The sequence below is a fragment of the Atopomonas hussainii genome (assembly GCF_900109735.1).
Taxonomy (GTDB): Bacteria; Pseudomonadota; Gammaproteobacteria; order Pseudomonadales; family Pseudomonadaceae; genus Atopomonas; species Atopomonas hussainii.
In genome coordinates, this window is record NZ_FOAS01000005.1 from 77,280 (window position 1) to 99,024 (window position 21,745).

The following is a 21,745-nucleotide window of genomic DNA, read 5'->3' on the forward strand; positions in this document are numbered from 1 at the left end:
CGACAACTCGGCGGCCACAGAACAGTAGAGGTGCAGCATGCAAGTCAAACGCTTCTTCGCCCCCGATATGCGCCAAGCCATGAAGCTGGTGCGCGAGGAACTCGGTGCCGATGCCGTGATCATGGGCAACCGCAAGGTGGCCGGCGGTATCGAGCTGACCGCATGTCTGGACTATCCCACCAGCGCCGTGACGCCGAGTAAGCCCAGCCCAGAGCTGGCCACTGAGCTGCAAAAAACCCAGTCGCGCATTGCCCAAGCACGCGCAGAGCTGCTGCTGCGTAGCGCCGAAGAAAAAGCCGCCAATCGGCAGATGACCGATAAGCGCATCGAACCCACGCTGCCGCAAGAGCCGGTCAACTTTGCTCAAGCGCTCAAGCAACGTTTAGCCGAGCCGGCCAGCCCAGCACTTGCCAGCGATAACGCCAGCATGGCGAAGATGCAGGCCGAGCTGTCGGGCCTGCGTGAGCTGCTCGAAGTGCAGCTCAGCAGCATGGCCTGGAGCCGCATGAGCCAGCAAAGCCCGCTGCAAGCCCGGCTGTGCAAGCGCTTGCTGCAAATGGGTTTGCCAGCCGATTTAACCCGCTCGCTGCTTAATCGCGTGAAGCACATCAACGATGCCCGCCAAGCCTGGCGCATGGTGCTGGCGCATCTGGCCCATGCGGTCAAAACACCCATTAACGAGCCGCTGCATGAGCCCGGTTTGATTGCCTTGGTCGGCCCTGCCGGCATGGGCAAAACCACCACGCTGGCTAAGCTGGCAGCGCGTTATGTACTCAAATACGGCGCGCGTAACTTGGCGCTGGTGAGCTTAGACAGCTACCGCATCGGCGCGCAGGAGCAACTGCGTACCTTAGGCCGCATCTTGGGCGTGCCGGTGACCGCCGCCGATCCGTCGCAGCCGCTGCAGCAAGTGCTCAAGCAATACGCCGACAAGCGCACCGTGCTGATCGATACCGCCGGCATGCCGAAAAGCGCACCGGGCCTGCGCGAGCAGCTCACCGCGCTGGAAAGCCTGCGGGGCAAAGTGCGTAACTACTTAGTGCTCGGCGCCACCAGTCAAGCGGCCGTGATGCAGGCGGCCTATCAGAATTACCAAGGCTGTGACTTAAGCGGCCTGATCTTAAGCCGCGTCGATGAAGCCGCCACGCTGGGCGAATCGCTGGCGCTGGCCATCACGCGCAAACTGCCGGTGGCGTATCTGGCCGATGGCCCGCGCATTCCTGAAGATTTATCCGTGCCGACAGCGGCGCAATTGGTTAGTCGTGCAGTACATCTACAATTACCCGCAGAGCCCGCCGAAGAATTGCTCCAAGGCGTGTTTACAGGCCTGGATAAAGGCGCAGGCTGGCCGCAGGCGGTATGATGGCGGCAAAGGTCGATAAATCGACAACAATGAATAATGAGGTTCGCAGGCCTTGCCGCGAACAGAGTGGAAGAGGGCAGTACGCATCATGAGTAGCATGCATCCTGTACAGGTAATCGCCGTCACCGGGGGCAAGGGTGGCGTGGGCAAGACCAATGTGTCGGTCAACCTGTGCATGGCGCTGGCTGATTTAGGCCGTCGGGTGATGTTAATGGACGCCGACTTAGGTCTCGCCAATGTCGACGTATTGCTCGGCTTAAAGCCGCAAAAAACCTTGGCCGACGTGATTGCTGGCGAATGCGAACTGCGCGATGTCTTGTTGCAGGGTCCGGGCGGCATTCGCATCGTGCCAGCGGCCTCGGGCACCCAAGCGATGGTGTCGCTGTCGCCGATGGAGCACGCCGGTCTTATCCAAGCCTTTAGCGATATCAGCGATAACGTCGATGTGCTGGTGGTAGACACCGCTGCGGGTATCGGCGATTCGGTGATCAGCTTCGTGCGTGCCGCGCAGGAAGTCTTGTTGGTGGTGTGTGACGAGCCCACCTCCATCACCGACGCCTACGCGCTGATCAAACTGCTTAATCGCGACTACGGCATCATGCGTTTTCGCGTGCTGGCCAACATGGTTCACAGCCCGCAAGAAGGCCGCAACCTGTTTGCTAAGCTGACCAAAGTGACCGATCGCTTCTTGGATGTAGCGCTGCAATACGTTGGCGCTGTGCCCTACGACGAAGTGGTGCGTAAGGCCGTGCAAAAGCAAAAAGCCGTGTACGAAGCCTTCCCACGTTCCAAAGCTGCGCTAGCCTTTAAAGCATTGGCGCAGAAAGTGGATGCATGGCCGTTGCCGGCCAATCCACGTGGGCACTTGGAATTTTTTGTTGAGCGTCTCGTCCATGCCCCGGCAGGAACACCCTTATGACGGCAGCACTTGGTGGGCTAAGAATGTACAGCAAGGCCAGTGTGCAAAATGAACAAGAACGATTGATTAACCAGTACGCGCCTTTGGTCAAGCGTATCGGTTATCACCTGCTTGCGCGTTTGCCGGCCAACGTGCAGCTCGAAGACCTCCTGCAAGCGGGCATGATTGGCCTGCTCGAAGCCGCCAAGAAATTTGACGACAGCAAAGGCGCCAGCTTTGAAACCTACGCTGGCATTCGTATTCGTGGCTCTATGCTCGATGAAGTGCGCAAAGGCGACTGGGCACCGCGCTCGGTACACCGCAACACGCGCATGGTCAGCGACGCGATGCGTAGCATCGAAGCCAGAACCGGACGTGATGCTAAAGATTCTGACGTTGCGGCCGAACTTGGATTGAGTCTGGACGATTACTACGGCATCCTCAGCGACACTCAGGGCAGCCGTCTGTTCAGCTTTGAAGACTTACAAAGTACAGGTGGTGACTCAGCCTTCGAGTATGCAGATTCAGGCGCAGAAGAGCCCTTCGGTGATCTGCAATCTGAACGCTTCCAGGGAGCATTGGCCGAGGCGATCGCGGGTTTGCCCGAGCGTGAGCGGTTAGTGCTGTCTCTGTACTACGATGAAGAACTGAATCTCAAGGAAATCGGAGAAGTGCTTGGGGTCAGTGAATCACGGGTTTGTCAGCTGCATTCACAAGCTGCTTCGCGTCTGCGTAGTCGGCTTTCTGGCTGGAAATCGTCGTGAACACGGCAAAGCGCTTCTTCACGCACTAGACTGGTTTTATCTGACTCTGCCCAGGTGGGGGCAAGTCATGGCGTGACGGAGGTCCACTTGGACAAGAACATGAAAATTCTCATCGTTGACGATTTCTCTACGATGAGACGCATCATCAAAAACCTGTTGCGGGATTTGGGCTTCACCAATACCCAAGAGGCTGATGACGGCACCACCGCCTTGCCTATGCTGCAAAGTGGCAGCTTTGATTTCTTGGTGACCGACTGGAACATGCCCGGGATGACCGGCATCGACCTGCTGCGCGCCGTGCGGGCTGACGACAAGCTGAAAAGCTTGCCGGTGCTGATGGTAACGGCCGAAGCCAAACGTGATCAGATCATCGAGGCCGCACAGGCTGGGGTGAACGGTTACGTGGTTAAACCGTTCACCGCGCAGGTGTTGAAGGAGAAAATCGACAAGATTTTCGAACGGGTCAACGGCTGAGGCCGCCAGTCCAGGAGCACTCATGGAACTTGGCAACGATATTCAGTTTGGCGACCTCGAGCAGGTCCTCAAAGATCATGCGCTGCAATTGAATGAAGCCATTGAAGAAGGCAACTTCAAACGCGCCATGCAAATCATTCACGAGCTCAACCTGACTCGTGATCAAGGCTTGTACCACGAGGTGGGTAAGCTCACCCGTGGTTTGCACAACGCCATTGTGAATTTCCAAATCGATAATGAAGGCAATGAAGGTGCCGAGGGCTCGCAAATTAGCGACGCCACCGACCGCTTGAGTTATGTGGTGGCGATGACCGAAAAGGCCGCCAACCGCACCATGGATTTGGTCGAAGTGTGTAGCCCCTTGGCCGGCGGTTTAGTGGATGAAGCCCGCCAGCTGCGTGGTGAGTGGGGCAAGCTGATTCGTCGCGAGGTCGGCCCGGCCGAGTTTCGCGACTTATACAAACGCATTGATGCGTTTTTAGAGAAGGCTGAAGGCGATGCGAGTCAGCTTTCCGGCAATCTTAATGAAATCCTTTTGGCTCAGGACTTTCAGGATCTAACCGGGCAGGTGATCAAGCGTGTCACCGGTTTGGTCAAAGATGTTGAAGGCAGTCTGGTCAAACTCATGGTCATGGCCAGTCAGGTTGATCGCTATACCGGCTTGGTTCACGACGCCAGCCACATCCTTGAAGAGAAAAAAAGTTCATCGAAAGGTGAAGGTCCGCAAATTCATGCCGATAAGCGTGAAGACGTGGTATCCGGACAAGACGATGTTGATGATCTCTTGTCCAGTCTTGGATTCTAGGGAGCACGCGCATGAGCTTCGACGCCGACGAAGAAATCCTTCAGGACTTTTTAGTCGAAGCGGGAGAGATTTTAGAGCAGCTGTCTGAACAGCTGGTCGAGCTGGAAAGCCGACCCGATGACATGGACCTGCTCAATGCCATCTTCCGTGGTTTTCACACCGTCAAAGGCGGGGCTGGGTTTCTCCAGCTCAACCCTTTGGTGGAGTGCTGTCATATTGCTGAAAACGTCTTCGACATCCTGCGTAAGGGTGAGCGTCGGGTTACGTCCGAACTCATGGACGTCGTTCTGCAAGCACTGGACTCGGTCAACGAAATGTTTGGCCAAGTGCGTGAGCGCAGCGAGCTAACCTCAGCAAGCCCGGAGCTGCTTGCAGCACTGACGCGCCTTGCCCACCCCGGTGGCGATGATGAGGTGGTCGACGAGCCTGTCGCCGACGAGCCCGAATATGTCGAGCCGGAGCCAGAGCCAGAGGTTGAGGCCGTTGCCGAAGCACCCGAGCCCGAGCCTGCCCCAGCAGCCCCGAAAGCCTCCGCCGATGAGCTGATTGGCCAGATTAGCGCTGCTGAAGGTGATATTACCGACGAAGAGTTCGAGCGCTTGCTGGATGCCTTAGATGGCTCCGGTGCGGCGCCTAAGCCTGCCGCTAGCCCGGCAGCGCCGGCTGCTGAGCCTAGCCCAACGGCCGCAGGTGATTCGGACTTAATCACCGACGATGAGTTTGAAGCTCTGCTTGATCAGCTGCACGGTAGTGGCCCGGTAGTGAAGCAAGCGCCGGCTGCGGAACCTGCAGCCGATGCCCCGGCAGCCGCCAGCGGTGATCTGATCACCGATGATGAGTTTGAAGACCTGCTTGATCAGCTGCACGGCAAGGGCAAATTTGTTGCTCAAGAGGCCGCTGATGAGGCAGCCCCGGCAGCGCCGGCGGCTAAGCCAGCGGAACCGGCCAAGCCCGCCGCGCCTAAAGCTGAAGCTAAGCCTGCTGCTGCGCCAAAGCCGGCGGAGAAACCTGCGCCGAAACCGGCACCTAAGCCGGCCGCAGCCCCTGCACCGGCAGCCGCTGCCAAATCTTCCGCGGCGCCCGTGCCAGCACCGGCTGGTGGCGGTGGCGCAGACATGCAGGAAACCACCGTACGGGTGGATACCGCCCGCCTTGACGACATTATGAACATGGTCGGCGAGTTGGTGCTGGTGCGTAACCGCTTGGTGCGTTTGGGCCTTAACAGCGGCGACGAAACTATGAGCAAGGCCGTTGCCAACCTCGATGTGGTGACCGCTGACCTGCAAATGGCGGTGATGAAAACCCGCATGCAGCCGATCAAAAAAGTGTTCGGCCGCTTCCCGCGCTTGGTTCGTGACTTGGCGCGTAACCTGAAAAAAGAAATCAGCCTTGAGCTGGTGGGTGAAGAAACCGATCTCGACAAAAACCTGGTTGAGGCACTCGCCGATCCGCTGGTGCACTTGGTGCGTAACGCGGTTGACCATGGCATTGAGATGCCTGACGAGCGTGAAGGCTCCGGTAAAGCCCGCGCTGGCCGTGTGGTGCTGTCGGCCGAGCAAGAGGGCGACCATATCCTGTTGTCGATCTCCGACGACGGTAAGGGCATGGACCCGGATATTCTGCGCGCCAAAGCCGTCGAGAAGGGCCTCTTGGATAAAGACGCCGCCGATCGTTTGAGCGAGTCTGAGTGTTACAACCTGATCTTTGCGCCGGGCTTCTCGACCAAAACAGAAATTTCCGATGTTTCTGGTCGTGGCGTGGGCATGGACGTGGTGAAAACCAAGATCTCCCAGCTCAACGGCACCATCAATATCTATTCAGGCCTTGGCCAAGGCTCGAAGATCATCATTAAAGTGCCGCTGACCTTGGCGATCATGCCCACGCTGATGGTCATGCTGGGTAATCAAGCGTTTGCTTTCCCATTGGTCAACGTGAACGAGATTTTCCACCTCGACCTGTCACGCACCAATGTGGTGGATGGGCAGGAAGTGGTGGTCGTGCGCGACAAAGCCTTGCCCTTGTTCTACTTAAAGCGCTGGCTAGTACCGGGCGCGCCGTGGGAGGCCTCTACCGGGGAAGCCCATGTGGTGCTGGTGTCCGTCGGCACGCAGCGGGTCGGCTTTGTGGTCGACCAACTGGTAGGGCAGGAAGAGGTGGTGATCAAACCACTGGGTCGTGCCTTGCAAGGCACGCCGGGCATGGCTGGCGCGACGATCACTGGCGATGGTCGTATCGCGTTGATTTTGGATGTGCCCAGCCTGCTCAAGCGCTACGCGCGCCGCGGCTAAGCTTTGACGATGTGCTCTAGGGAGCTGTTATGACGGTAAAGGTCTTGGTGGTTGATGATTCGGGGTTCTTTCGCCGCCGTGTGAGCGAGATCCTCGGCGCTGACAGCAATATTAAAGTTGTCGGCACCGCCACCAATGGCCGTGAGGCGATTGAGCAGGCCCAGCAGCTGCGCCCGGATGTCATCACCATGGACTACGAAATGCCCATGATGGATGGCATCACCGCAGTGAAAAACATCATGCAGGTGTGCCCAACGCCGGTATTGATGTTTTCCTCGCTAACCCATGAAGGCGCGCGCGTCACCTTAGATGCTCTGGATGCCGGCGCGGTGGATTTCTTACCGAAAAACTTCGAAGACATCTCGCGCAACCCGGCCAAAGTGCAGCAGCTGCTGTGTGAGAAAGTGCATAGCATTGCCCGCAGTAATCGTCGCTACAGCAGTGCTTACAGTGCGCCGGCAGCCCCGGCCGCTGCGCCGGCGCCGGCTAGTCCAGCACCTCGCACCACAGCTGCCCCACAACCTGCGCCACGCTCAGCACCCGGTGCATCGGGTGCGGCCAGCACCGCGAGTGCGCCGGCCCCAAAGCGTAAACCGTACAAGTTAGTGGCGATTGGCACCTCAACCGGTGGGCCGGTGGCCCTGCAGCGTGTACTGACCCAGCTGCCGGCCAACTTTCCCGCGCCTATTGTGTTGATCCAGCACATGCCGGCAGCCTTCACGGGGGCCTTTGCCGAGCGCTTGGATAAGCTTTGCCGCATCAGCGTGCGAGAAGCGCAAGACGGCGATGTACTACGCCCCGGTGTTGCCTTGCTGGCGCCCGGTGGTAAGCAAATGATGATTGATGGCCGTGGCACGGTGAAAATCCTCCCCGGCGATGAGCGACTGCATTACAAGCCGTGTGTCGACGTGACCTTTGGCTCAGCGGCTAAGGTATTCAGCGACAAAGTATTGGCTGTGGTGTTAACCGGCATGGGCGCCGACGGCCGTGAAGGCGCGCGCATGCTCAAGCAGTCCGGTAGTCAGGTCTGGGCACAGGATGAAGCCAGCTGTGTGATCTACGGCATGCCAATGGCGGTGGTTAAAGCCAGTCTGGCCGATGCTGTGTACAGCTTGGAGGATATCGGTCGGCACCTGACCGAGGCCTGTGGCTAATGGATATCCTTAGCGTCATAGGCGTCATTCTGGCCTTTGGCGCCATTATTGGCGGTAATCTTCTCGAAGGCGGCCACGCCGGCGCGTTACTCAATACGCCGGCGGCACTTATTGTCTTGGGCGGCACCTTCGGCGCCGCCTTGCTGCAAACTCCGCTGAGCACCTTTGTGCGCTCAATGAACGTGTTTCAGTGGATTTTTATGCCGCCGAAAATCGACATGCTCGGCGGCATCCAGCGTGTCGTCGGCTGGGCGATCACCGCGCGTAAAGAAGGCTTGTTGGGCTTAGAAACCATCGCCGATAGCGAAGCGGATGCCTTTGCTCGCAAAGGTTTGCAATTGTTGGTTGATGGCACCGAGCCGGATGCCATTCGCAATATTCTCGAAGTGGATTTATTCACCCAAGAAACCCGCGACCTCAATGCGGCCAAGGTGTACGAGGCCATGGGGGGTTACGCCCCGACCATCGGCATCATCGGGGCGGTGATGGGCTTGATTCATGTGATGGGTAATTTGGCCGATCCCAGCCAGCTGGGCACCGGCATTGCCACCGCGTTTGTGGCGACCATTTATGGGGTTGGCAGCGCCAACCTGATGTTTTTGCCGGTGGCCAGTAAGTTGAAAACCCACGTGCAGCGCCAGGTGCAATACCGTGACATGCTCATCGAGGGGCTCCTATCGATCGCGGAGGGAGAAAACCCGCGCTCGATCGAACTTAAGCTGCAAGGCTACCTGGAGTGATGTAATGCCCAGGCGTCGCCGCGAGCAGGAGCACGAAAATCACGAGCGTTGGCTGGTGTCTTATGCCGACTTCATCACCTTGTTGTTCGCCTTTTTTGTGGTCATGTACTCCATCTCGTCGATTAACGAAGGCAAGTACAAGATTCTTTCCGAGACCTTGGTTGGCGTGTTCAATCAGCCCGATCGCTCGGTAAACCCGATTCCGATCGGGGATGAACGCCCACGCACCAGCACGCCAGATCAAGAACTGCTCAGCGAACAAGACAAACAGCAGATGGCCATTGCTGACCCTAAGCAGTCGCTGGAGAGTATTTCGGCGCAGGTGAGCGATGCTTTTGCTGACTTGATTGCCAGCAAGCAATTGAATGTCAGCGGTAACGAGCTGTGGGTCGAGATTGAGCTGAACTCCAGTTTGTTGTTCCCCAGTGGTGATGCCATTCCCAGTGACGAGGCCTTCGAGATCATCGAGCGCATCGCCAAAATTCTGGCCCCGTACCGCAACCCGATTCACGTCGAAGGCTTCACCGACAATCAGCCGATTCGCAGCCCGCGCTTTCCCTCTAATTGGGAGCTGTCCACGGCGCGCGCCGCCAGCATCGTGCAGTTGCTGGCTAGCGATGGTGTGTCGCCAAGCCGCCTAGCGGCTGTGGGCTATGGCGAGTTTCAGCCGATTGCCGATAACGACACGCTCGAAGGGCGCGCGCGCAATCGTCGGGTTGTTTTGGTGATTTCGCGCAACCTCGAAGTGCGCCGCAGCGTGAGTGGCGTGGGCAGTGCCAATGCGCAACCCGATGCCGCGCTAGAGCGGGCTGGCACACAAACTGCACAGCCCATATCGAACTGACGACCATAAAAAAATGCGTCAAGATGTCGTCAAGGTGTCTGGCAGCAAAGTCGCGCATAGGCGGCTGAGGGTGATTGGATGAAAGTCTGGGCAGTAGCCAATCAAAAAGGGGGCGTGGGCAAAACCACTACGTCGCTGGCGCTTGCCGGCTTAATTGCCGATACCCGTCGTCGCGTGCTGATTATTGACCTCGACCCGCACGGCTCTATGACCAGCTATTTTGGTTATGACCCCGATAACCTTGAGCACAGCCTTTACGATCTATTCGTTCAGCAAGGCGAGATGCCTGATGGTCTAGCCGCCTCGGTGCTGCATCCGACCTCGCACGAGCATATTCAACTGCTTCCTTCTAGCCCTGCGCTGGCGACCTTAGAGCGGCAGATCTCCACGCAAGGCGGGCAGGGCATGGTGATTGGTCGCGCCTTGGCGCAGCTGTGGGATCAATTCGATTACGCGATTATCGACAGCCCGCCGCTGTTGGGTTTGTTGATGGTTAATGCCTTGGCGGCTTGTCAGCATTTGGTGATTCCGGTGCAGACTGAGTTTCTCGCCCTTAAAGGGTTGGAGCGCATGGTAGGCACCGTCGATATGATCAACCGCTCGCGCCGCCAAGCGCTGCCGTACACCATAGTGCCGACCATGTTTGACCGGCGCACCCAGGCCTCGCTGCAAACTTTAAGAATTTTGCGCAATACCTACCCCGATGAACTGTGGCACGCCTATGTGCCTATCGATACGCGCCTGCGTGATGCCAGCAAGGCTGGCGAGGTGCCGTCGCGCTTCGATCCACAAGGGCGTGGGGTGGCGGCTTACCGCGCTTTGCTCAAGCATTTGCTGGGTCTGCCAGCTAAGTCGCAAGTGGCTTAGGGCTTCAGAGATGAGCAGCTTTGCCGATAAGCACAGCAAGTATTTAGGCGAATTTGTTCTATGAGCCGTCCGCACTCTGCCAATCGTTCGCAACTGGCGCTGCAAGATTATCTGGATGCGTTGCTGGTTGAAGCCACAGAGCCGACGCCCCTTGCGGCGCCGCCGCGGCCTGCGCCTGCGCGCGCTGCGGTAAAGCCCGTGGTGCAGGCCGAGCCCACACTGCTTGAAGATAACCCCGAAGCGCTGAGTGACTTCGAAGCTGCCGTGCTGGAAGAACAAATCCGCGATGCCGCGCGCGAGCCGAAAGCTGTGCTGGCAGAGCCGCGTCGCGTGCAGTTGGTTGATGAGCGGCCACGCTCGCTGCTTAACAGTCGCCTGCTGGAAGACGTCGAGCTTAAAGCCGCAGAGCCTGTGCAGGCACCTCCGGTGGCAAAAGTGCCGACAGTGGCCGCGCCGTTGGTTGAGGTGAAGCCGGCCGTGGTTGCCCCCGTTGCCGCACCGGTGCAAAGCGCTGAAGTAGCAGAAGTAGCCCCGCCCGAGACGGCAAAACCCGCTAAAGCCCGGCGTGATTGGGCCGATGAAGCGTTTGAGTGTTTGTTATTTGAAGTTGGCGGCCTGACCTTAGCTGTGCCGCTGATCAGCTTGGGCAGTATTTACCCGCTGACCACTGAACTGACGCCGTTGTTTGGCCAGCCGGATTGGTTTATGGGCATCCTGCCTTCGCAGGTCGGCAACCTGAAAGTGGTCAATACTGGCCTATGGGTCATGCCCGAACGTTATGAAGACAGCCTCAAAGACGGCTACGGTTATGTGATCTCGATTGAGGGCTATGACTGGGGGCTGGCGGTGACTAACGTGCGCGAGTCGATTCGCCTGCAGCCCGAGCAAGTCAAATGGCGGAGCAGTAATGGTCAGCGGCCTTGGCTGGCTGGCACTGTGATTGATCATATGTGTGCGTTGATGGATGTTGCCGAGCTGGCCGGCTTGATTGCCTCTGGTGCGACACGAAGCGGCGCGCAGCACAGCAGCAGGCTATAGTGAAAAGGCCTGAACAGAATTTCGGCGGGCTCTTCCCGCAATCGCCGGCAGCGGCAGCCAAATAAGAGGTTGGGAACATGAAGAAATCGTCAGCACAGGGTTCAGAAGATCCAATCCTGCAATGGGTGACCTTCCGTCTGGATAACGAGACCTACGGCATCAACGTGATGCAGGTACAAGAGGTGCTGCGTTATACCGAGATTGCTCCTGTGCCGGGTGCGCCAAGCTACGTGCTGGGCATCATCAACCTGCGCGGTAACGTGGTGACGGTGATCGATACCCGTCAACGCTTTGGCTTGGCCTCGGCGCCGGTGACCGATAACACGCGTATCGTGATTATCGAGGCGGATAAACAAGTGGTCGGCATCTTGGTCGATAGCGTGGCCGAGGTGGTGTACCTGCGTCAGTCGGAGGTGGAAACCGCGCCGAACGTGGGTAACGAAGAGTCCGCCAAGTTCATTCAAGGCGTGTGCAACAAGAACGGCGAACTGCTGATTCTGGTTGAGTTGGACAAAATGATGTCTGACGAAGAATGGGCCGAGCTAGGCGACTTCTAATATGGCCTACTGGTTAGCCATTGCTGCATTAGCTGCCGGGGTGCTTGGCCTCGGCATGTTGTGCTTATGGCTACACATGCAGCTTAAGCAGCAGCGCGAGCTGCAAGCCGAGCGCGATAGCGTTCGTGATCAAAAGTTAAAAGAGCTGCAGCGGCGTTTGGATGCTTACCTCACCGGCAGCATCCGCATGGGTGAAGAGCTGCAAGAGCTGCGCCGTAAGCTTGGTGCCGTGCCGGAGCGCTTGCAGCAGCTAGAGCAACGCGACCCGATGAGCCTGTCGTTTACCCATGCGGCTAAGTTGGCGGGTATGGGTGCCAGTGTCGATGATTTGACTCAGTCCTGCGGCTTGTCCCGTGCCGAGGCTGAGTTGGTCAGTAAGCTACAGAAAGCCGGCCACTAGCCTTTTGCTTTGCTCGTCACAGCGGCCTCCTTCGGGAGGCCGTTGGCGTTTTGGCGTAGTCGTTTTCTGCTGCTTTGCTTGGACGAATTCGCTCTTAAGCCTTGCCGTGCTGCTGCTAATGATTCCTCTGTGTGTACGTCGGCCTGCCTAAACTTTTTATAAGTCAATCAACAGGCGGCAGGGTTGCTGCAGGCGTCGTAACAGGAGGTGGTTATGCACGCGTTTATTCGTGGCTTGCTTGCAATGGCGGCGTTAGTCGCAGCTGGCGTTGTGAACGCCGCAGAAGCCCCACATGAAGTAACCGGGGCGCGCACGGTGAATGTTTGGCAAGCGCAAGCGCTGCATCAACATGAAGCGCTGTTTATTGATGTGCGTAGCCCGCAGTATTGGCGCATGGGGCATATCGCTGGCGCCGTGCATTTAGATTTGCGTGGGCCGTTTGTGGCGCTGGCCCAACAACAGTGGCCGCGTGATGTACCGATTGTGTTGTACGGCGATAGCGAGTTGTCATCGCTGAGCGCCTTGGCCAGTCGTTTAGCGGTGCGCTGGGGCTATCAAGAGGTGTACTACTTTCGCGAAGGCTTCTTTGCGTGGCAGCTGATGGATTTGCCGCAAGCACAGGCGCGCCTAGAGTTGGATGGCCTCAGCGCTTCGGTGCAGCCTTTGTCGGCGCCGGTAGGGCAGGTCGGCTGCGCGCCTCACGCTTCTCGCTCTCACGGCGGGCAAAATCCGCCGGGCACTTGCCCTTAAGGTGCCAGGCAAACGCCAAGATTTCGGCAATGCACAGGTACAAGGCTTCGGGAATGTTGTCACCGAGCTGCAAGCGGCTTAATAAACGCACCAGATCGGCATTCTCATAGATAGGCACGTCATGCGCTTTGGCGATCTCGATGATCGCTGCGGCTAGTTCGTCCTCGCCTTTGGCACTTAAGCTAGGCGCTTGCTGGCCGTCGTAATGCAGGGCAATGGCTTGGCGTGGGCTAGTCATGCGGTTTCATCAATCCAGCGTTGCTGCAGGCCGGTTTTACTGCCACTGGGCGCTTGGCCGTGTTGGCAGTGCATCTCGCCTACCTTAAGGCCGCGCTCGCGCAGGCGCTCGACAAAGCTTGGCAGGGCTTGCTCAACCAGCGCGAAAGTTTGCGCGTGTTCGGCCCACCAGTGGGTGCTGATTTCATCGTTGTGCCATAGCGCGCGCACATGTATAGGCCCCAGTGGCTCCAGTTGTAGTGCTAAGTCGATGCGCCATAGCGTGCTGCCGGCCTGTTTGCTGCGCTCGGAGTGTTTTTCTTCCTGCAAGCGTATTTGCACCCCATGCCACTGACTGCCTTCGCGGTAGGGCAGTTCGTATTGCCAGGTTTGCAGCTGCGTGCCGTCGGCAAGGGTTTGGCTCTGTTGCAGGCTGCTCAGCTGATGGCTTTGCAGCCGTGCGAGGGCCGAGCTGGCTAAGCGTAATAACAGCGGTAAGTCGGCCTCTTGCTCGCCTTTGGGGTTTAGCGCGGTATTAGGCAGCGGAAATGACGGGTTAAGCCCCAGCTCTTTTTGTTGCAGATAGCTTTTCAGCCAACCCGCCAAGCCCGCGCTGCTGGTGCTTTGCGCCACTTGCTGGCTCAGCGCTTGTGGCGTGTGGGGCAACAAAGTGGCCACCAAACGCAGTAGCTGAGCTTTTAAGTCGAGCTGCGCCGCCTGTTGCGCACTGTTACCGCCTTGTTGGAGCAAGGCCTCCAGATTAAGGCCGCTGAAGTGCAGCAGCTGCTTGAGCTGGGAGGGGTCTTGCAGTTGATCGCCACTGGGCAATTTGCCGAGCAGTAGCAGTAACGATTGCTTGGCATCGGCAGGCAGCTGCGCACTGTCCTTGAGCTGCGCGAGGCTGGGCAGCAGTTGCTCTAGGGCTATCTGGCGGGCGAGTTGCGGGGCGAGTTGCTGTTGTAACTCGAGGCTATCCAGCTGGCTGCTGGGGGATAGCCATTGCAGCGCTTGCGGACCTTGCACTAAGGCGCTGAGCAAATTGCCCGGCGCAAGTGCGCGCGGGCTGTCCAAGGTCAATAAACGGCCGCGCAAAGGTGTGTTCAATAGCTCCAGCAATACGCGGAACTGTATTTGCTGGCTTTTGCCTTGTAACAGCTGCTCGACCGACACCACTTTGCCTTGCAACAGCGTGCCTAGCGGCAGCTCTTGTAAGTCGAGCTGATTGAGGGCCGGATTGCCGGGGCCGGCTAATTGCGTCAACAGTTGATTGTTCGCTGCTGCCTGCACAATCAGTTGCGTGCCGGGGCTGATCGCTTGCGGGCTCTGTGCCTTGACGGTGGTTTCTCGGCCGGGTTCGACCTGCAGCTTGAGCATCACATCAAAGCTTTGCTGCGTTTGCTGAATGCTGATCACCTCAGCCTGCGCTTGTTGGCCAAGGGCGAGCAGGCTGGAAACAGGTTGTAACAGATTAAGGCTTAAGCCCGGCTGCGTCGTTGGGCGTGCCGAAGGGCTGAAAGACGCGCCGGGCGGGCCGCTGATAGGTGCTGGCATGGCGTTCCTCGGCGAAGGCTGAAAACCGCGCGTGCTGGGTTGGCTGTGTATAATGCCGTCCCGGCAACGCCTTGAAAGATAAGGCCTATTGCGCAGTATAGCGAGCGCAATGGGGGAGCTGAGCAAACTTGCGAGATACCGTGTGACTGAAACGTTACTCGAAGCCCGAGATTTAGCCTGTGAGCGCGACCTGCGCTTGCTGTTTGCGCAGCTGAATTTTGCCGTGCAACCCGGTGAGTTATTGCAAGTGCTGGGCCCCAACGGTAGCGGTAAAACCAGTCTATTGCGCATTCTTGCCGGGCTAATGCCTGCCGCAGGCGGCCAGGTGCTGCTCAATGGCCGCGCTATCGAGACGCAGCGCAGCGAATTAGCCCGTCAGCTGTTGTGGCTGGGCCATGCGCCGGGCATCAAAGGCTTGCTCAGTGCGGAAGAAAACCTCGGTTGGTTAACGGCCCTGCATGAAGGCGCCTCGCGCGAGCAAATCTGGCAGGCCTTGGCGGCCGTGGGCTTACGTGGCTTTGAGGATGTGCCTTGCCATACCTTATCGGCTGGGCAACAGCGTCGTGTCGGCTTGGCGCGCTTACATTTGCCCGGCCCCAAATTGTGGATTCTCGATGAGCCGTTTACAGCGTTGGATGTGCAGGCCGTAGCGGCGCTGGAGCAACATCTGCAGCAGCATTGCGCGCACGGTGGTGCGGTGATTCTCACCACGCACCATCCGCTGGCACTGCCGGCAGACAGTTACCGCCGGCTTGATTTGACGCAGGGGGCAGCATGCTGAGGCTGTGCATACTGCTGTTCAAGCGCGAAACCCGGCTGCTGTTTCGCCGGCCCATGGAACTGGCCAACCCGTTGGTGTTCTTTGCCTTGGTGATCAGCTTGTTTCCCTTGGCGATTGGCCCGGAAAGCCGCTTGTTAGCCACCATCGCGCCCGGTGTGGTGTGGGTGGCGGCCTTGCTGGCGGTGCTGCTGTCGCTGGATGGCTTGTTTCGCAGCGATTACGAAGACGGCTCGTTAGAACAGTGGGTATTAGCCCCGCAACCGCTGAGCCTGTTGGTGCTGATCAAGGTCTTGGCGCACTGGCTGTGTTCGGGCTTGGCGCTGGTTTTGCTTTCCCCCTTACTGGGGCTAATGCTCGGTTTGCCCGAGCGCACCTTGGGCGTGCTGTTGTTATCGCTGCTGTTAGGCACGCCGGTGCTGAGTTTGTTGGGGGCGGTAGGTGCCGCCCTTACAGTGGGGTTAAAACGCGGCGGTTTGTTGCTCGCACTGCTGATTTTGCCGCTGTATATCCCGGTACTGATCTTAGGCAGTGGTGCCTTGCAGGCTAGCCTGCAAGGTTTGCCCACCGCCGGTTATTTGTGGTGGTTGGCCAGCCTTATGGTGCTGGCCGTCAGTTTGGCGCCTTTAGCCATCGCCGCTGGCCTTAAAATCAGCGTCGCTGAATAGATGTAAGGAACACGATGAACTGGACTTGGTTTCACAAATGGGGCTCGCCCAAGTGGTTCTACGAGATGAGCGGCGCGTGGCTGCGTGCCTTAGCGTGGGCGGCTGCCGTGCTGTTGCTGCTCGGCACTGTGTGGGGCTTGGCCATTGCGCCGCAGGATTACCAGCAGGGCAATAGCTTCCGCATCATCTATATCCACGTGCCGGCGGCGTTTTTAGCCCAGTCTTGTTACTTGATGCTGGCGGTAGCTGGCGTGATTGGTTTGGTGTGGAAGATGAAGCTCGCCGATGTCGCACTGCAGTGCGCGGCGCCGATTGGTGCTTCGATGACCTTTATCGCCTTGCTCACCGGTGCGGTGTGGGGCAAGCCCACCTGGGGCACTTGGTGGGTGTGGGATGCGCGCCTGACCTCGATGCTGATTCTGCTGTTTTTGTATTTCGGCGTGATCGCCTTAAGCCAAGCCATCAGTAACCGCGACAGCGCCGCTAAGGCCTGTGCGGTGCTGTCGATTGTTGGCGTGATCAACCTGCCGATCATCAAGTACTCGGTGGAGTGGTGGAACACCCTACATCAGCCGGCCACCTTCAAAATCACCGAAAAACCCGCCATGCCGATGGAAATGTGGCTGCCGCTGCTGGTCATGGTGCTGGGCTTTTACTGTTTTTTTGCCGCCGTGCTGTTAATGCGCATGCGCTTGGAAGTGCTCAAGCGCGAATCACGCACCCGTTGGGTGCGCGCTGAAGTGGAGGGCCGCGCATGAGTTTCGCAAGCTTTGCTGACTTTATCGCCATGGGTGGCCACGGCCCCTATGTCTGGCTGTCGTATGGCATCAGCGCGGTGGTGTTGGGCTTGAATGTTTTACTGCCGGTGTTGGCCCATCGTCGCTATATCGCTGACGAGGCCCGCCGCATTCGTCGTGAAGAGGCTGCACAATGAACCCCATCCGTAAAAAACGCCTGATGTTGATCTTGCTGGCACTGGCTGGTGTCGGCGTGGCCGTGGGTATGGCGCTATTGGCGCTGCAGCAGAACATCAACCTGTTCTACACCCCCACGCAAATTGCTAACGGCGAGGCACCGCTGGATACCCGTATTCGTGCCGGTGGTTTAGTGGAAGAGGGCAGCGTGCAGCGCGATAAAGACTCGCTCGAAGTGGCCTTTAAAGTGGGTGATGGCAGCAAGAGTGTGGTGATTCGCTATGCCGGCATCCTGCCGGACTTGTTCCGCGAAGGGCAGGGCATTGTCGCGCTGGGCAAAGTGAACGAAGCCGGTGAGCTGGTCGCCGATGAAGTGCTGGCTAAGCACGACGAAAACTACATGCCGCCCGAAGTGGCGCAAGCGCTGAAAGACAGCGGCCAGTTCCAGCACTACCAAGGTGGTGACGCTAAGGAGACCGCACAATGATTCCTGAACTGGGTCATGTGGCGCTGATTCTGGCGCTGTGCTTAGCCTTAGTGCTGGCCGTGTTCCCGTTGCTTGGCGCGTGGCGCGGCAACGTGGTGTGGATGAGCTTGGCGCGCCCGGCGGCGTGGGGCCAGTTCGCCATGCTGTTGTTCTCGTTCGGCTGTTTGACCTACGCCTTTATGGTGGACGACTTCTCGGTCGCCTATGTGGCGAGTAACTCCAACAGCGCGCTGCCGTGGTACTACAAGTTCAGCGCCGTGTGGGGCGCGCACGAAGGCTCGTTGCTGCTGTGGGCGCTGATCTTGGGCGGCTGGACGTTCGCCGTGGCGGTGTTCTCCAAAGACCTACCGCAAGTGCTGCTGGCCCGCGTGCTCAGCGTACTGGGCTGGATCGCCATCGGCTTCTTACTGTTTATGCTGGTCACCTCCAACCCGTTTGAGCGCTTGCTGCCCAACGTGCCGGTGGATGGCAACGACTTAAATCCTTTGCTGCAAGACTTCGGCCTGATCGTCCATCCGCCGATGCTCTACATGGGTTATGTGGGCTTCTCGGTGGCCTTCGCCTTCGCCATTGCCGCATTGCTCGGCGGGCGTATGGATGCCGCCTGGGCGCGCTGGTCGCGACCGTGGACGCAAGTGGCGTGGGCGTTTCTCACCATCGGTATCGTGCTGGGCTCGTGGTGGGCGTATTACGAATTAGGCTGGGGCGGCTGGTGGTTCTGGGACCCGGTGGAAAACGCCTCGTTTATGCCCTGGCTGGTCGGCACTGCCTTGCTGCATTCGTTGGCGGTGACGGAAAAACGCGGCGTGTTCAAAAGCTGGACGCTGCTGTTGGCCATCGCGGCTTTCTCGCTGAGCCTGCTGGGCACCTTCTTGGTTCGTTCTGGCGTGCTGACTTCGGTGCATGCCTTTGCCAGCGACCCTGAGCGTGGCGTGTTTATCTTGGGCTTCTTGCTGTTTGTGGTGGGCACCTCGCTGGTGCTGTTCGCCCTGCGTGCACCGGAAGTGAAAAGCGAAGTGAAGTTCGACCTGTGGTCGCGCGAAACTTGGCTGCTGCTGAATAACATCCTCTTGGTGGTGTCGTGCGCGATGATTCTGCTCGGCACCCTGTACCCGCTGCTGCTGGATGCCTTAACCGGCGCCAAGCTGTCGGTGGGCCCGCCGTACTTCAATGCCTTGTTCCTGCCGCTGATGGCCTTGCTGATGCTGAGCTTGGGTGTCGGCGTGCTGGTGCGCTGGAAAACCACCCCGCTGCAGTGGCTGGTTGGCATGCTGTGGCCGGTGCTGGGCGCTGCGGTGGTGCTGAGTATTGTCTTTGCCCTGTGGTTGGATGCCTTCGATTGGGCCGTGTTGGCGGTGCTGTTGGTGTCGCTATGGCTAGTCTTGGCCTGCCTGCGGGATGTGCAAGACAAGGTACGCCACAAAGGCTGGCGCGCCGGTCTGCCGTCGCTCGGGCGCAGCTACTGGGCCATGCAGTTGGCGCACTTAGGCATTGCCGTGACGGCGCTGGGCGTGGTGCTGTCGAGCCACTTTAATTACGAGCGTGACTTGCGCATGGTGCCCGGGCAAACGCTGGAGATGGGCGGCTATGCCTTCAAGTTTGAAGGTGTGCGTCACCACGAAGGGCCGAACTTTATTTCTGATAAAGGCAGCGTGCATGTGCTTGATGGCGAGCGCGAGATTGCTCTGCTGCATCCGGAAAAACGCGTGTATCGCGTGCAGGGCTCGGTGATGACCGAAGCGGGCATCGACGCTGGTTTCTTCCGCGACTTGTATGTCGCCTTGGGTGAAGACTTAGGCGATGGCGCGTGGGCCGTGCGGGTGCACGTGAAGCCCTTTGTACGTTGGATTTGGCTGGGCGGCTTGCTGATGACCTTCGGCGGCTTGCTGGCGGCCACCGACAAGCGCTATCGGTTAAAAGTTAAACAGCGGGTCAGCCAGACGCTGGGCCTGTCGGCACAAGGAGCCTAAGCATGCGTCGTGCGATTCTGTTATTGCCCTTGGCGGTGTTTTTGCTGGTCGCGGTGTTCTTGTATCGCGGCCTGTTCTTAAACCCCACCGAGCTGCCCTCGGCCTTGATCGGCAAGCCGTTCCCCGCCTTTGATTTGCCCAGTGTGGATAACCCTGAACAGCGCATCACTGAGAAAGCCCTGTTAGGTAAAGCCGCGCTGGTCAACGTGTGGGGCACTTGGTGTGTGTCGTGCCGCGTGGAGCACCCGGTGCTGAATAAGCTGGCCGAGCAGGGCGTGGTCATTCACGGGGTCAACTACAAAGACATCAACGCCGATGCGATCAAGTGGCTGGACGAGTTCCACAACCCCTATCAGCTGAATATCCGCGACGAGCTGGGCAGTTTGGGGCTGGACTTGGGCGTGTACGGCGCGCCGGAAACCTTCCTGATCGACAAGCAAGGCATCATCCGCGACAAGTTTGTTGGGGTGATCGACGAGCGCGTCTGGCGTGAGTCGCTGGCGGCCAAATACCAAGCACTGGTGGACGAATAATGCGCTGGCTAAGCCTACTGTTGGGTACGCTGCTGAGCTTGAACGTGCTCGCTGCGATTGATACCTACGAGTTTAACGACGAGGCCGAGCGCCAGCGTTTTCGCGTGCTCACCGAAGAGCTGCGCTGCCCTAAGTGCCAGAACCAGAACATAGCGGACTCTAACGCGCCGATTGCCAATGACCTGCGCCGCGAGATTCATCGCATGCTCGATGAAGGCCAGAGTGACGATGAGATCGTCGACTTTTTGGTGACGCGCTATGGCGATTTCGTCATGTATCGCCCGCCACTGACTGGCAAAACCCTGCTGCTGTGGTTTGGCCCGGCGGCCTTGCTGCTGTTGGCCTTGTTAGTGGTACTCAACATCGTGCGCCGACGACGCCAAGCGGCCAGTGCGCCGCCCGTGACTGCCGAGCTGAGCGACGCCGAGCGGCAACGACTTTCCCAATTGCTGGACAAACAATCCCATGACTGATTTTTGGTTAGCCGCAGGTTTGCTGCTGTTGGTGGCGGCGTCTTTTGTCTTGCTGCCAGCGCTGCGTGGCGTGGGTGCGCGCCGCGAACAAGATCGCACGGCGCTTAACGTAACACTGTATGAAGAGCGGGTTGGCGCGCTTCGCGAGCAGCAAGAGGCCGGCATCTTAACCGCTGAACAGTTCAGCCAAGGCGAAGCCGAAGCCGCCCGCGAGTTGCTGGCCGATGCCGAGAACAGCGAGCAAAACGGCGTGGCCGGGCGCAGTTATGGCCGCTGGGCCTTGTTAGTCAGCGCGTTTGCCATCCCCGTGTTGGCGATGGCGCTGTATTGGCAGTGGGGCGCCTACGACGCCCTGCAGTTAGCGCGGGAAAACCAAAGCGCGCCGCCGCACTCGATGGAAGAAATCACCGCGCGGCTTGAACGTTCGGTCAAAGCCCAGCCCGATAGCGCAGAAAACTGGTACTTCCTAGGCCGCAGCTACATGGCCATGGATCGCCCCGCCGATGCCGCCAAAGCCTTTGCCGAAGCGGTGCGCATTGCCGGACGGGAAACCGAGCTGTTAGCGCAATGGGCGCAGGCGCAGTACTTTGCCGGCAAAGTGTTTAGCCCTGAAGTGCGCGCACTGACCGATGAAGTGCTGCAAAAAGATCCGCAGGAAGTCACCACCTTAGGCCTGTTGGGTATTGCCGCCTTTGAAGAGCAACGCTACGCCGATGCCATCGGCTTTTGGCAGCGCTTAATCGACGCCTTGCCGCCGCAAGACCCCACCGCCGAGGCAATTGCCGGTGGTATTGCCCGTGCGCGTGAGCGCATGGCTGAAGCAGGTGAAACCGCCCCCGAAGTGGCCAAGCAGCCTGTCAGTGCTGGCCCAGAGGTAACCGTGCAGGTCAGCCTACACCCGTCGCTGCGCGATAAAGTGGCGGCTAGCGACAGCGTATTTGTCTTCGCCAAAGCCAATAACGGCATGCCCATGCCGCTGGCGGTGAAGCGCCTAAGCGTGGCGGATTTGCCCGCGCAGGTCAGCCTAAGCGATGCCGATGCGATGATGCCGCAGCTCAAGCTTTCAGGCTTTGCCGAGATCATCGTGCAGGCGCGTATATCCCGCTCCGGCGATGTGAAAGAGGGCCAGTGGCAGGGCGAAGTGGCACCGTTTAGCCCCAGTAAAGCGCCAGTGGCAGTGACCATCGATCGCGCGCTGTAAGCGACAAACGCT

The 21,745-nt window shown here is 58.7% G+C and carries 25 protein-coding genes; 23 read left to right on the plus strand and 2 right to left on the minus strand.

Annotation, left to right across the window (positions count from 1 at the left end; translation table 11 throughout):
* Positions 1-37: 37 nt before the first annotated feature.
* The 14 genes from flhF to BMX80_RS06095 all read left to right on the plus strand — a co-directional run bounded on the left by flhF (position 38) and on the right by BMX80_RS06095 (position 12,942).
* Positions 38-1,363, plus strand: a complete 1,326-nt coding sequence (flhF, locus tag BMX80_RS06030; protein ID WP_074866298.1) for a flagellar biosynthesis protein FlhF — start codon at positions 38-40, stop codon at positions 1,361-1,363.
* An 88-nt stretch (positions 1,364-1,451) separates the two neighbouring features.
* Positions 1,452-2,282: a flagellar synthesis regulator FleN gene (gene fleN / locus BMX80_RS06035; RefSeq protein ID WP_175474880.1), complete on the plus strand. Its 831-nt coding sequence runs from the start codon at positions 1,452-1,454 to the stop codon at positions 2,280-2,282.
* Positions 2,279-3,025: an RNA polymerase sigma factor FliA gene (locus BMX80_RS06040; RefSeq protein WP_139214029.1), complete on the plus strand. Its 747-nt coding sequence runs from the start codon at positions 2,279-2,281 to the stop codon at positions 3,023-3,025. The genes fleN and BMX80_RS06040 overlap by 4 nt, the downstream gene beginning before the upstream one ends.
* A gap of 99 nt (positions 3,026-3,124) precedes the next feature.
* Positions 3,125-3,499, plus strand: coding sequence for a chemotaxis response regulator CheY (locus BMX80_RS06045; RefSeq protein ID WP_175474881.1), 375 nt, complete (start codon positions 3,125-3,127; stop codon positions 3,497-3,499).
* Between the two features lie 22 nt (positions 3,500-3,521).
* Entirely contained in the window at positions 3,522-4,304 is a 783-nt protein-coding gene (locus BMX80_RS06050) for a protein phosphatase CheZ (protein ID WP_071870643.1), read from the plus strand.
* Positions 4,305-4,315: 11 nt separating this feature from the next.
* Positions 4,316-6,592, plus strand: a complete 2,277-nt coding sequence (locus BMX80_RS06055) for a chemotaxis protein CheA (RefSeq protein WP_074866300.1) — start codon at positions 4,316-4,318, stop codon at positions 6,590-6,592.
* Between the two features lie 29 nt (positions 6,593-6,621).
* Complete coding sequence (locus BMX80_RS06060) at positions 6,622-7,746, plus strand: protein-glutamate methylesterase/protein-glutamine glutaminase (protein WP_074866303.1); 1,125 nt, start codon at positions 6,622-6,624, stop codon at positions 7,744-7,746.
* Positions 7,746-8,486, plus strand: a complete 741-nt coding sequence (locus tag BMX80_RS06065) for a flagellar motor protein (RefSeq protein ID WP_074866307.1) — start codon at positions 7,746-7,748, stop codon at positions 8,484-8,486. The genes BMX80_RS06060 and BMX80_RS06065 overlap by 1 nt, the downstream gene beginning before the upstream one ends.
* A gap of 4 nt (positions 8,487-8,490) precedes the next feature.
* The gene (gene motD / locus BMX80_RS06070; protein ID WP_074866310.1) at positions 8,491-9,330 is read left to right on the plus strand and encodes a flagellar motor protein MotD; all 840 of its coding nucleotides are present in this window, start codon (positions 8,491-8,493) and stop codon (positions 9,328-9,330) included.
* Positions 9,331-9,408: 78 nt separating this feature from the next.
* The gene (locus BMX80_RS06075) at positions 9,409-10,197 is read left to right on the plus strand and encodes a ParA family protein (protein WP_071870638.1); all 789 of its coding nucleotides are present in this window, start codon (positions 9,409-9,411) and stop codon (positions 10,195-10,197) included.
* A gap of 60 nt (positions 10,198-10,257) precedes the next feature.
* Complete coding sequence (locus BMX80_RS06080; RefSeq protein ID WP_074866313.1) at positions 10,258-11,235, plus strand: chemotaxis protein CheW; 978 nt, start codon at positions 10,258-10,260, stop codon at positions 11,233-11,235.
* Positions 11,236-11,312: 77 nt separating this feature from the next.
* On the plus strand, positions 11,313-11,792 hold the full coding sequence (locus BMX80_RS06085) for a chemotaxis protein CheW (RefSeq protein ID WP_071870636.1): 480 nt from the start codon (positions 11,313-11,315) through the stop codon (positions 11,790-11,792).
* 1 nt (position 11,793) lies between these two features.
* On the plus strand, positions 11,794-12,192 hold the full coding sequence (locus BMX80_RS06090; protein ID WP_074866318.1) for a DUF2802 domain-containing protein: 399 nt from the start codon (positions 11,794-11,796) through the stop codon (positions 12,190-12,192).
* 213 nt (positions 12,193-12,405) lie between these two features.
* Positions 12,406-12,942, plus strand: coding sequence for a rhodanese-like domain-containing protein (locus tag BMX80_RS06095; RefSeq protein ID WP_074866322.1), 537 nt, complete (start codon positions 12,406-12,408; stop codon positions 12,940-12,942).
* On the opposite strand, the gene BMX80_RS06100 is transcribed toward BMX80_RS06095, so the two are convergent.
* Both BMX80_RS06100 and fliK read right to left on the minus strand, forming a co-directional pair.
* Positions 12,836-13,180: an EscU/YscU/HrcU family type III secretion system export apparatus switch protein gene (locus BMX80_RS06100; RefSeq protein ID WP_074866325.1), complete on the minus strand. Its 345-nt coding sequence runs from the start codon at positions 13,178-13,180 to the stop codon at positions 12,836-12,838. The two genes, BMX80_RS06095 and BMX80_RS06100, sit on opposite strands and share 107 nt — an antisense overlap.
* Positions 13,177-14,709: a flagellar hook-length control protein FliK gene (gene fliK, locus BMX80_RS06105; protein ID WP_074866327.1), complete on the minus strand. Its 1,533-nt coding sequence runs from the start codon at positions 14,707-14,709 to the stop codon at positions 13,177-13,179. Before fliK ends, BMX80_RS06100 begins: the two co-directional genes overlap by 4 nt.
* A 142-nt stretch (positions 14,710-14,851) precedes the next feature.
* Between fliK and ccmA the strand changes: the two genes are divergently transcribed.
* The 9 genes from ccmA to ccmI are packed head-to-tail and all read left to right on the plus strand — an operon-like array spanning position 14,852 to position 21,733.
* Positions 14,852-15,490 (plus strand): cytochrome c biogenesis heme-transporting ATPase CcmA, encoded by a 639-nt coding sequence (gene ccmA, locus BMX80_RS06110; protein ID WP_074866330.1) that lies wholly within the window; start codon positions 14,852-14,854, stop codon positions 15,488-15,490.
* A complete protein-coding gene (ccmB, locus tag BMX80_RS06115; RefSeq protein WP_074866333.1) occupies positions 15,484-16,155 on the plus strand; it encodes a heme exporter protein CcmB in 672 nt (223 codons plus the stop codon). The genes ccmA and ccmB overlap by 7 nt, the downstream gene beginning before the upstream one ends.
* A gap of 14 nt (positions 16,156-16,169) precedes the next feature.
* Positions 16,170-16,913: a heme ABC transporter permease gene (locus BMX80_RS06120; protein WP_071870629.1), complete on the plus strand. Its 744-nt coding sequence runs from the start codon at positions 16,170-16,172 to the stop codon at positions 16,911-16,913.
* Positions 16,910-17,089, plus strand: a complete 180-nt coding sequence (gene ccmD / locus BMX80_RS06125) for a heme exporter protein CcmD (RefSeq protein ID WP_074866336.1) — start codon at positions 16,910-16,912, stop codon at positions 17,087-17,089. The genes BMX80_RS06120 and ccmD overlap by 4 nt, the downstream gene beginning before the upstream one ends.
* Positions 17,086-17,556: a cytochrome c maturation protein CcmE gene (gene ccmE / locus BMX80_RS06130; protein WP_074866343.1), complete on the plus strand. Its 471-nt coding sequence runs from the start codon at positions 17,086-17,088 to the stop codon at positions 17,554-17,556. The genes ccmD and ccmE overlap by 4 nt, the downstream gene beginning before the upstream one ends.
* Positions 17,553-19,526, plus strand: a complete 1,974-nt coding sequence (locus tag BMX80_RS06135; RefSeq protein WP_074866345.1) for a heme lyase CcmF/NrfE family subunit — start codon at positions 17,553-17,555, stop codon at positions 19,524-19,526. The genes ccmE and BMX80_RS06135 overlap by 4 nt, the downstream gene beginning before the upstream one ends.
* Before the next feature lie 2 nt (positions 19,527-19,528).
* Positions 19,529-20,059: a DsbE family thiol:disulfide interchange protein gene (locus tag BMX80_RS06140; protein ID WP_071870625.1), complete on the plus strand. Its 531-nt coding sequence runs from the start codon at positions 19,529-19,531 to the stop codon at positions 20,057-20,059.
* The gene (locus BMX80_RS06145; RefSeq protein WP_074866348.1) at positions 20,059-20,532 is read left to right on the plus strand and encodes a cytochrome c-type biogenesis protein; all 474 of its coding nucleotides are present in this window, start codon (positions 20,059-20,061) and stop codon (positions 20,530-20,532) included. Before BMX80_RS06140 ends, BMX80_RS06145 begins: the two co-directional genes overlap by 1 nt.
* Positions 20,525-21,733, plus strand: a complete 1,209-nt coding sequence (gene ccmI, locus BMX80_RS06150) for a c-type cytochrome biogenesis protein CcmI (protein ID WP_074866351.1) — start codon at positions 20,525-20,527, stop codon at positions 21,731-21,733. Before BMX80_RS06145 ends, ccmI begins: the two co-directional genes overlap by 8 nt.
* Positions 21,734-21,745 lie beyond the last annotated feature (12 nt).

Excerpts from the sequence above, each read along its gene's own strand:
- flhF (WP_074866298.1), top strand. The coding sequence starts at position 38 with ATGCAAGTCAAACGCTTCTTCGCCCCCGATATGCGCCAAGCCATGAAG.
- fleN (WP_175474880.1), top strand. The coding sequence starts at position 1,452 with ATGAGTAGCATGCATCCTGTACAGGTAATCGCCGTCACCGGGGGCAAG.
- BMX80_RS06040 (WP_139214029.1), top strand. The coding sequence starts at position 2,279 with ATGACGGCAGCACTTGGTGGGCTAAGAATGTACAGCAAGGCCAGTGTG.
- BMX80_RS06045 (WP_175474881.1), top strand. The coding sequence starts at position 3,125 with ATGAAAATTCTCATCGTTGACGATTTCTCTACGATGAGACGCATCATC.
- BMX80_RS06050 (WP_071870643.1), top strand. The coding sequence starts at position 3,522 with ATGGAACTTGGCAACGATATTCAGTTTGGCGACCTCGAGCAGGTCCTC.
- BMX80_RS06055 (WP_074866300.1), top strand. The coding sequence starts at position 4,316 with ATGAGCTTCGACGCCGACGAAGAAATCCTTCAGGACTTTTTAGTCGAA.
- BMX80_RS06060 (WP_074866303.1), top strand. The coding sequence starts at position 6,622 with ATGACGGTAAAGGTCTTGGTGGTTGATGATTCGGGGTTCTTTCGCCGC.
- BMX80_RS06065 (WP_074866307.1), top strand. The coding sequence starts at position 7,746 with ATGGATATCCTTAGCGTCATAGGCGTCATTCTGGCCTTTGGCGCCATT.
- motD (WP_074866310.1), top strand. The coding sequence starts at position 8,491 with ATGCCCAGGCGTCGCCGCGAGCAGGAGCACGAAAATCACGAGCGTTGG.
- BMX80_RS06075 (WP_071870638.1), top strand. The coding sequence starts at position 9,409 with ATGAAAGTCTGGGCAGTAGCCAATCAAAAAGGGGGCGTGGGCAAAACC.
- BMX80_RS06080 (WP_074866313.1), top strand. The coding sequence starts at position 10,258 with ATGAGCCGTCCGCACTCTGCCAATCGTTCGCAACTGGCGCTGCAAGAT.
- BMX80_RS06085 (WP_071870636.1), top strand. The coding sequence starts at position 11,313 with ATGAAGAAATCGTCAGCACAGGGTTCAGAAGATCCAATCCTGCAATGG.
- BMX80_RS06090 (WP_074866318.1), top strand. The coding sequence starts at position 11,794 with ATGGCCTACTGGTTAGCCATTGCTGCATTAGCTGCCGGGGTGCTTGGC.
- BMX80_RS06095 (WP_074866322.1), top strand. The coding sequence starts at position 12,406 with ATGCACGCGTTTATTCGTGGCTTGCTTGCAATGGCGGCGTTAGTCGCA.
- BMX80_RS06100 (WP_074866325.1), bottom strand. The coding sequence starts at position 13,180 with ATGACTAGCCCACGCCAAGCCATTGCCCTGCATTACGACGGCCAGCAA.
- fliK (WP_074866327.1), bottom strand. The coding sequence starts at position 14,709 with ATGCCAGCACCTATCAGCGGCCCGCCCGGCGCGTCTTTCAGCCCTTCG.
- ccmB (WP_074866333.1), top strand. The coding sequence starts at position 15,484 with ATGCTGAGGCTGTGCATACTGCTGTTCAAGCGCGAAACCCGGCTGCTG.
- BMX80_RS06120 (WP_071870629.1), top strand. The coding sequence starts at position 16,170 with ATGAACTGGACTTGGTTTCACAAATGGGGCTCGCCCAAGTGGTTCTAC.
- ccmD (WP_074866336.1), top strand. The coding sequence starts at position 16,910 with ATGAGTTTCGCAAGCTTTGCTGACTTTATCGCCATGGGTGGCCACGGC.
- ccmE (WP_074866343.1), top strand. The coding sequence starts at position 17,086 with ATGAACCCCATCCGTAAAAAACGCCTGATGTTGATCTTGCTGGCACTG.
- BMX80_RS06135 (WP_074866345.1), top strand. The coding sequence starts at position 17,553 with ATGATTCCTGAACTGGGTCATGTGGCGCTGATTCTGGCGCTGTGCTTA.
- BMX80_RS06140 (WP_071870625.1), top strand. The coding sequence starts at position 19,529 with ATGCGTCGTGCGATTCTGTTATTGCCCTTGGCGGTGTTTTTGCTGGTC.
- BMX80_RS06145 (WP_074866348.1), top strand. The coding sequence starts at position 20,059 with ATGCGCTGGCTAAGCCTACTGTTGGGTACGCTGCTGAGCTTGAACGTG.
- ccmI (WP_074866351.1), top strand. The coding sequence starts at position 20,525 with ATGACTGATTTTTGGTTAGCCGCAGGTTTGCTGCTGTTGGTGGCGGCG.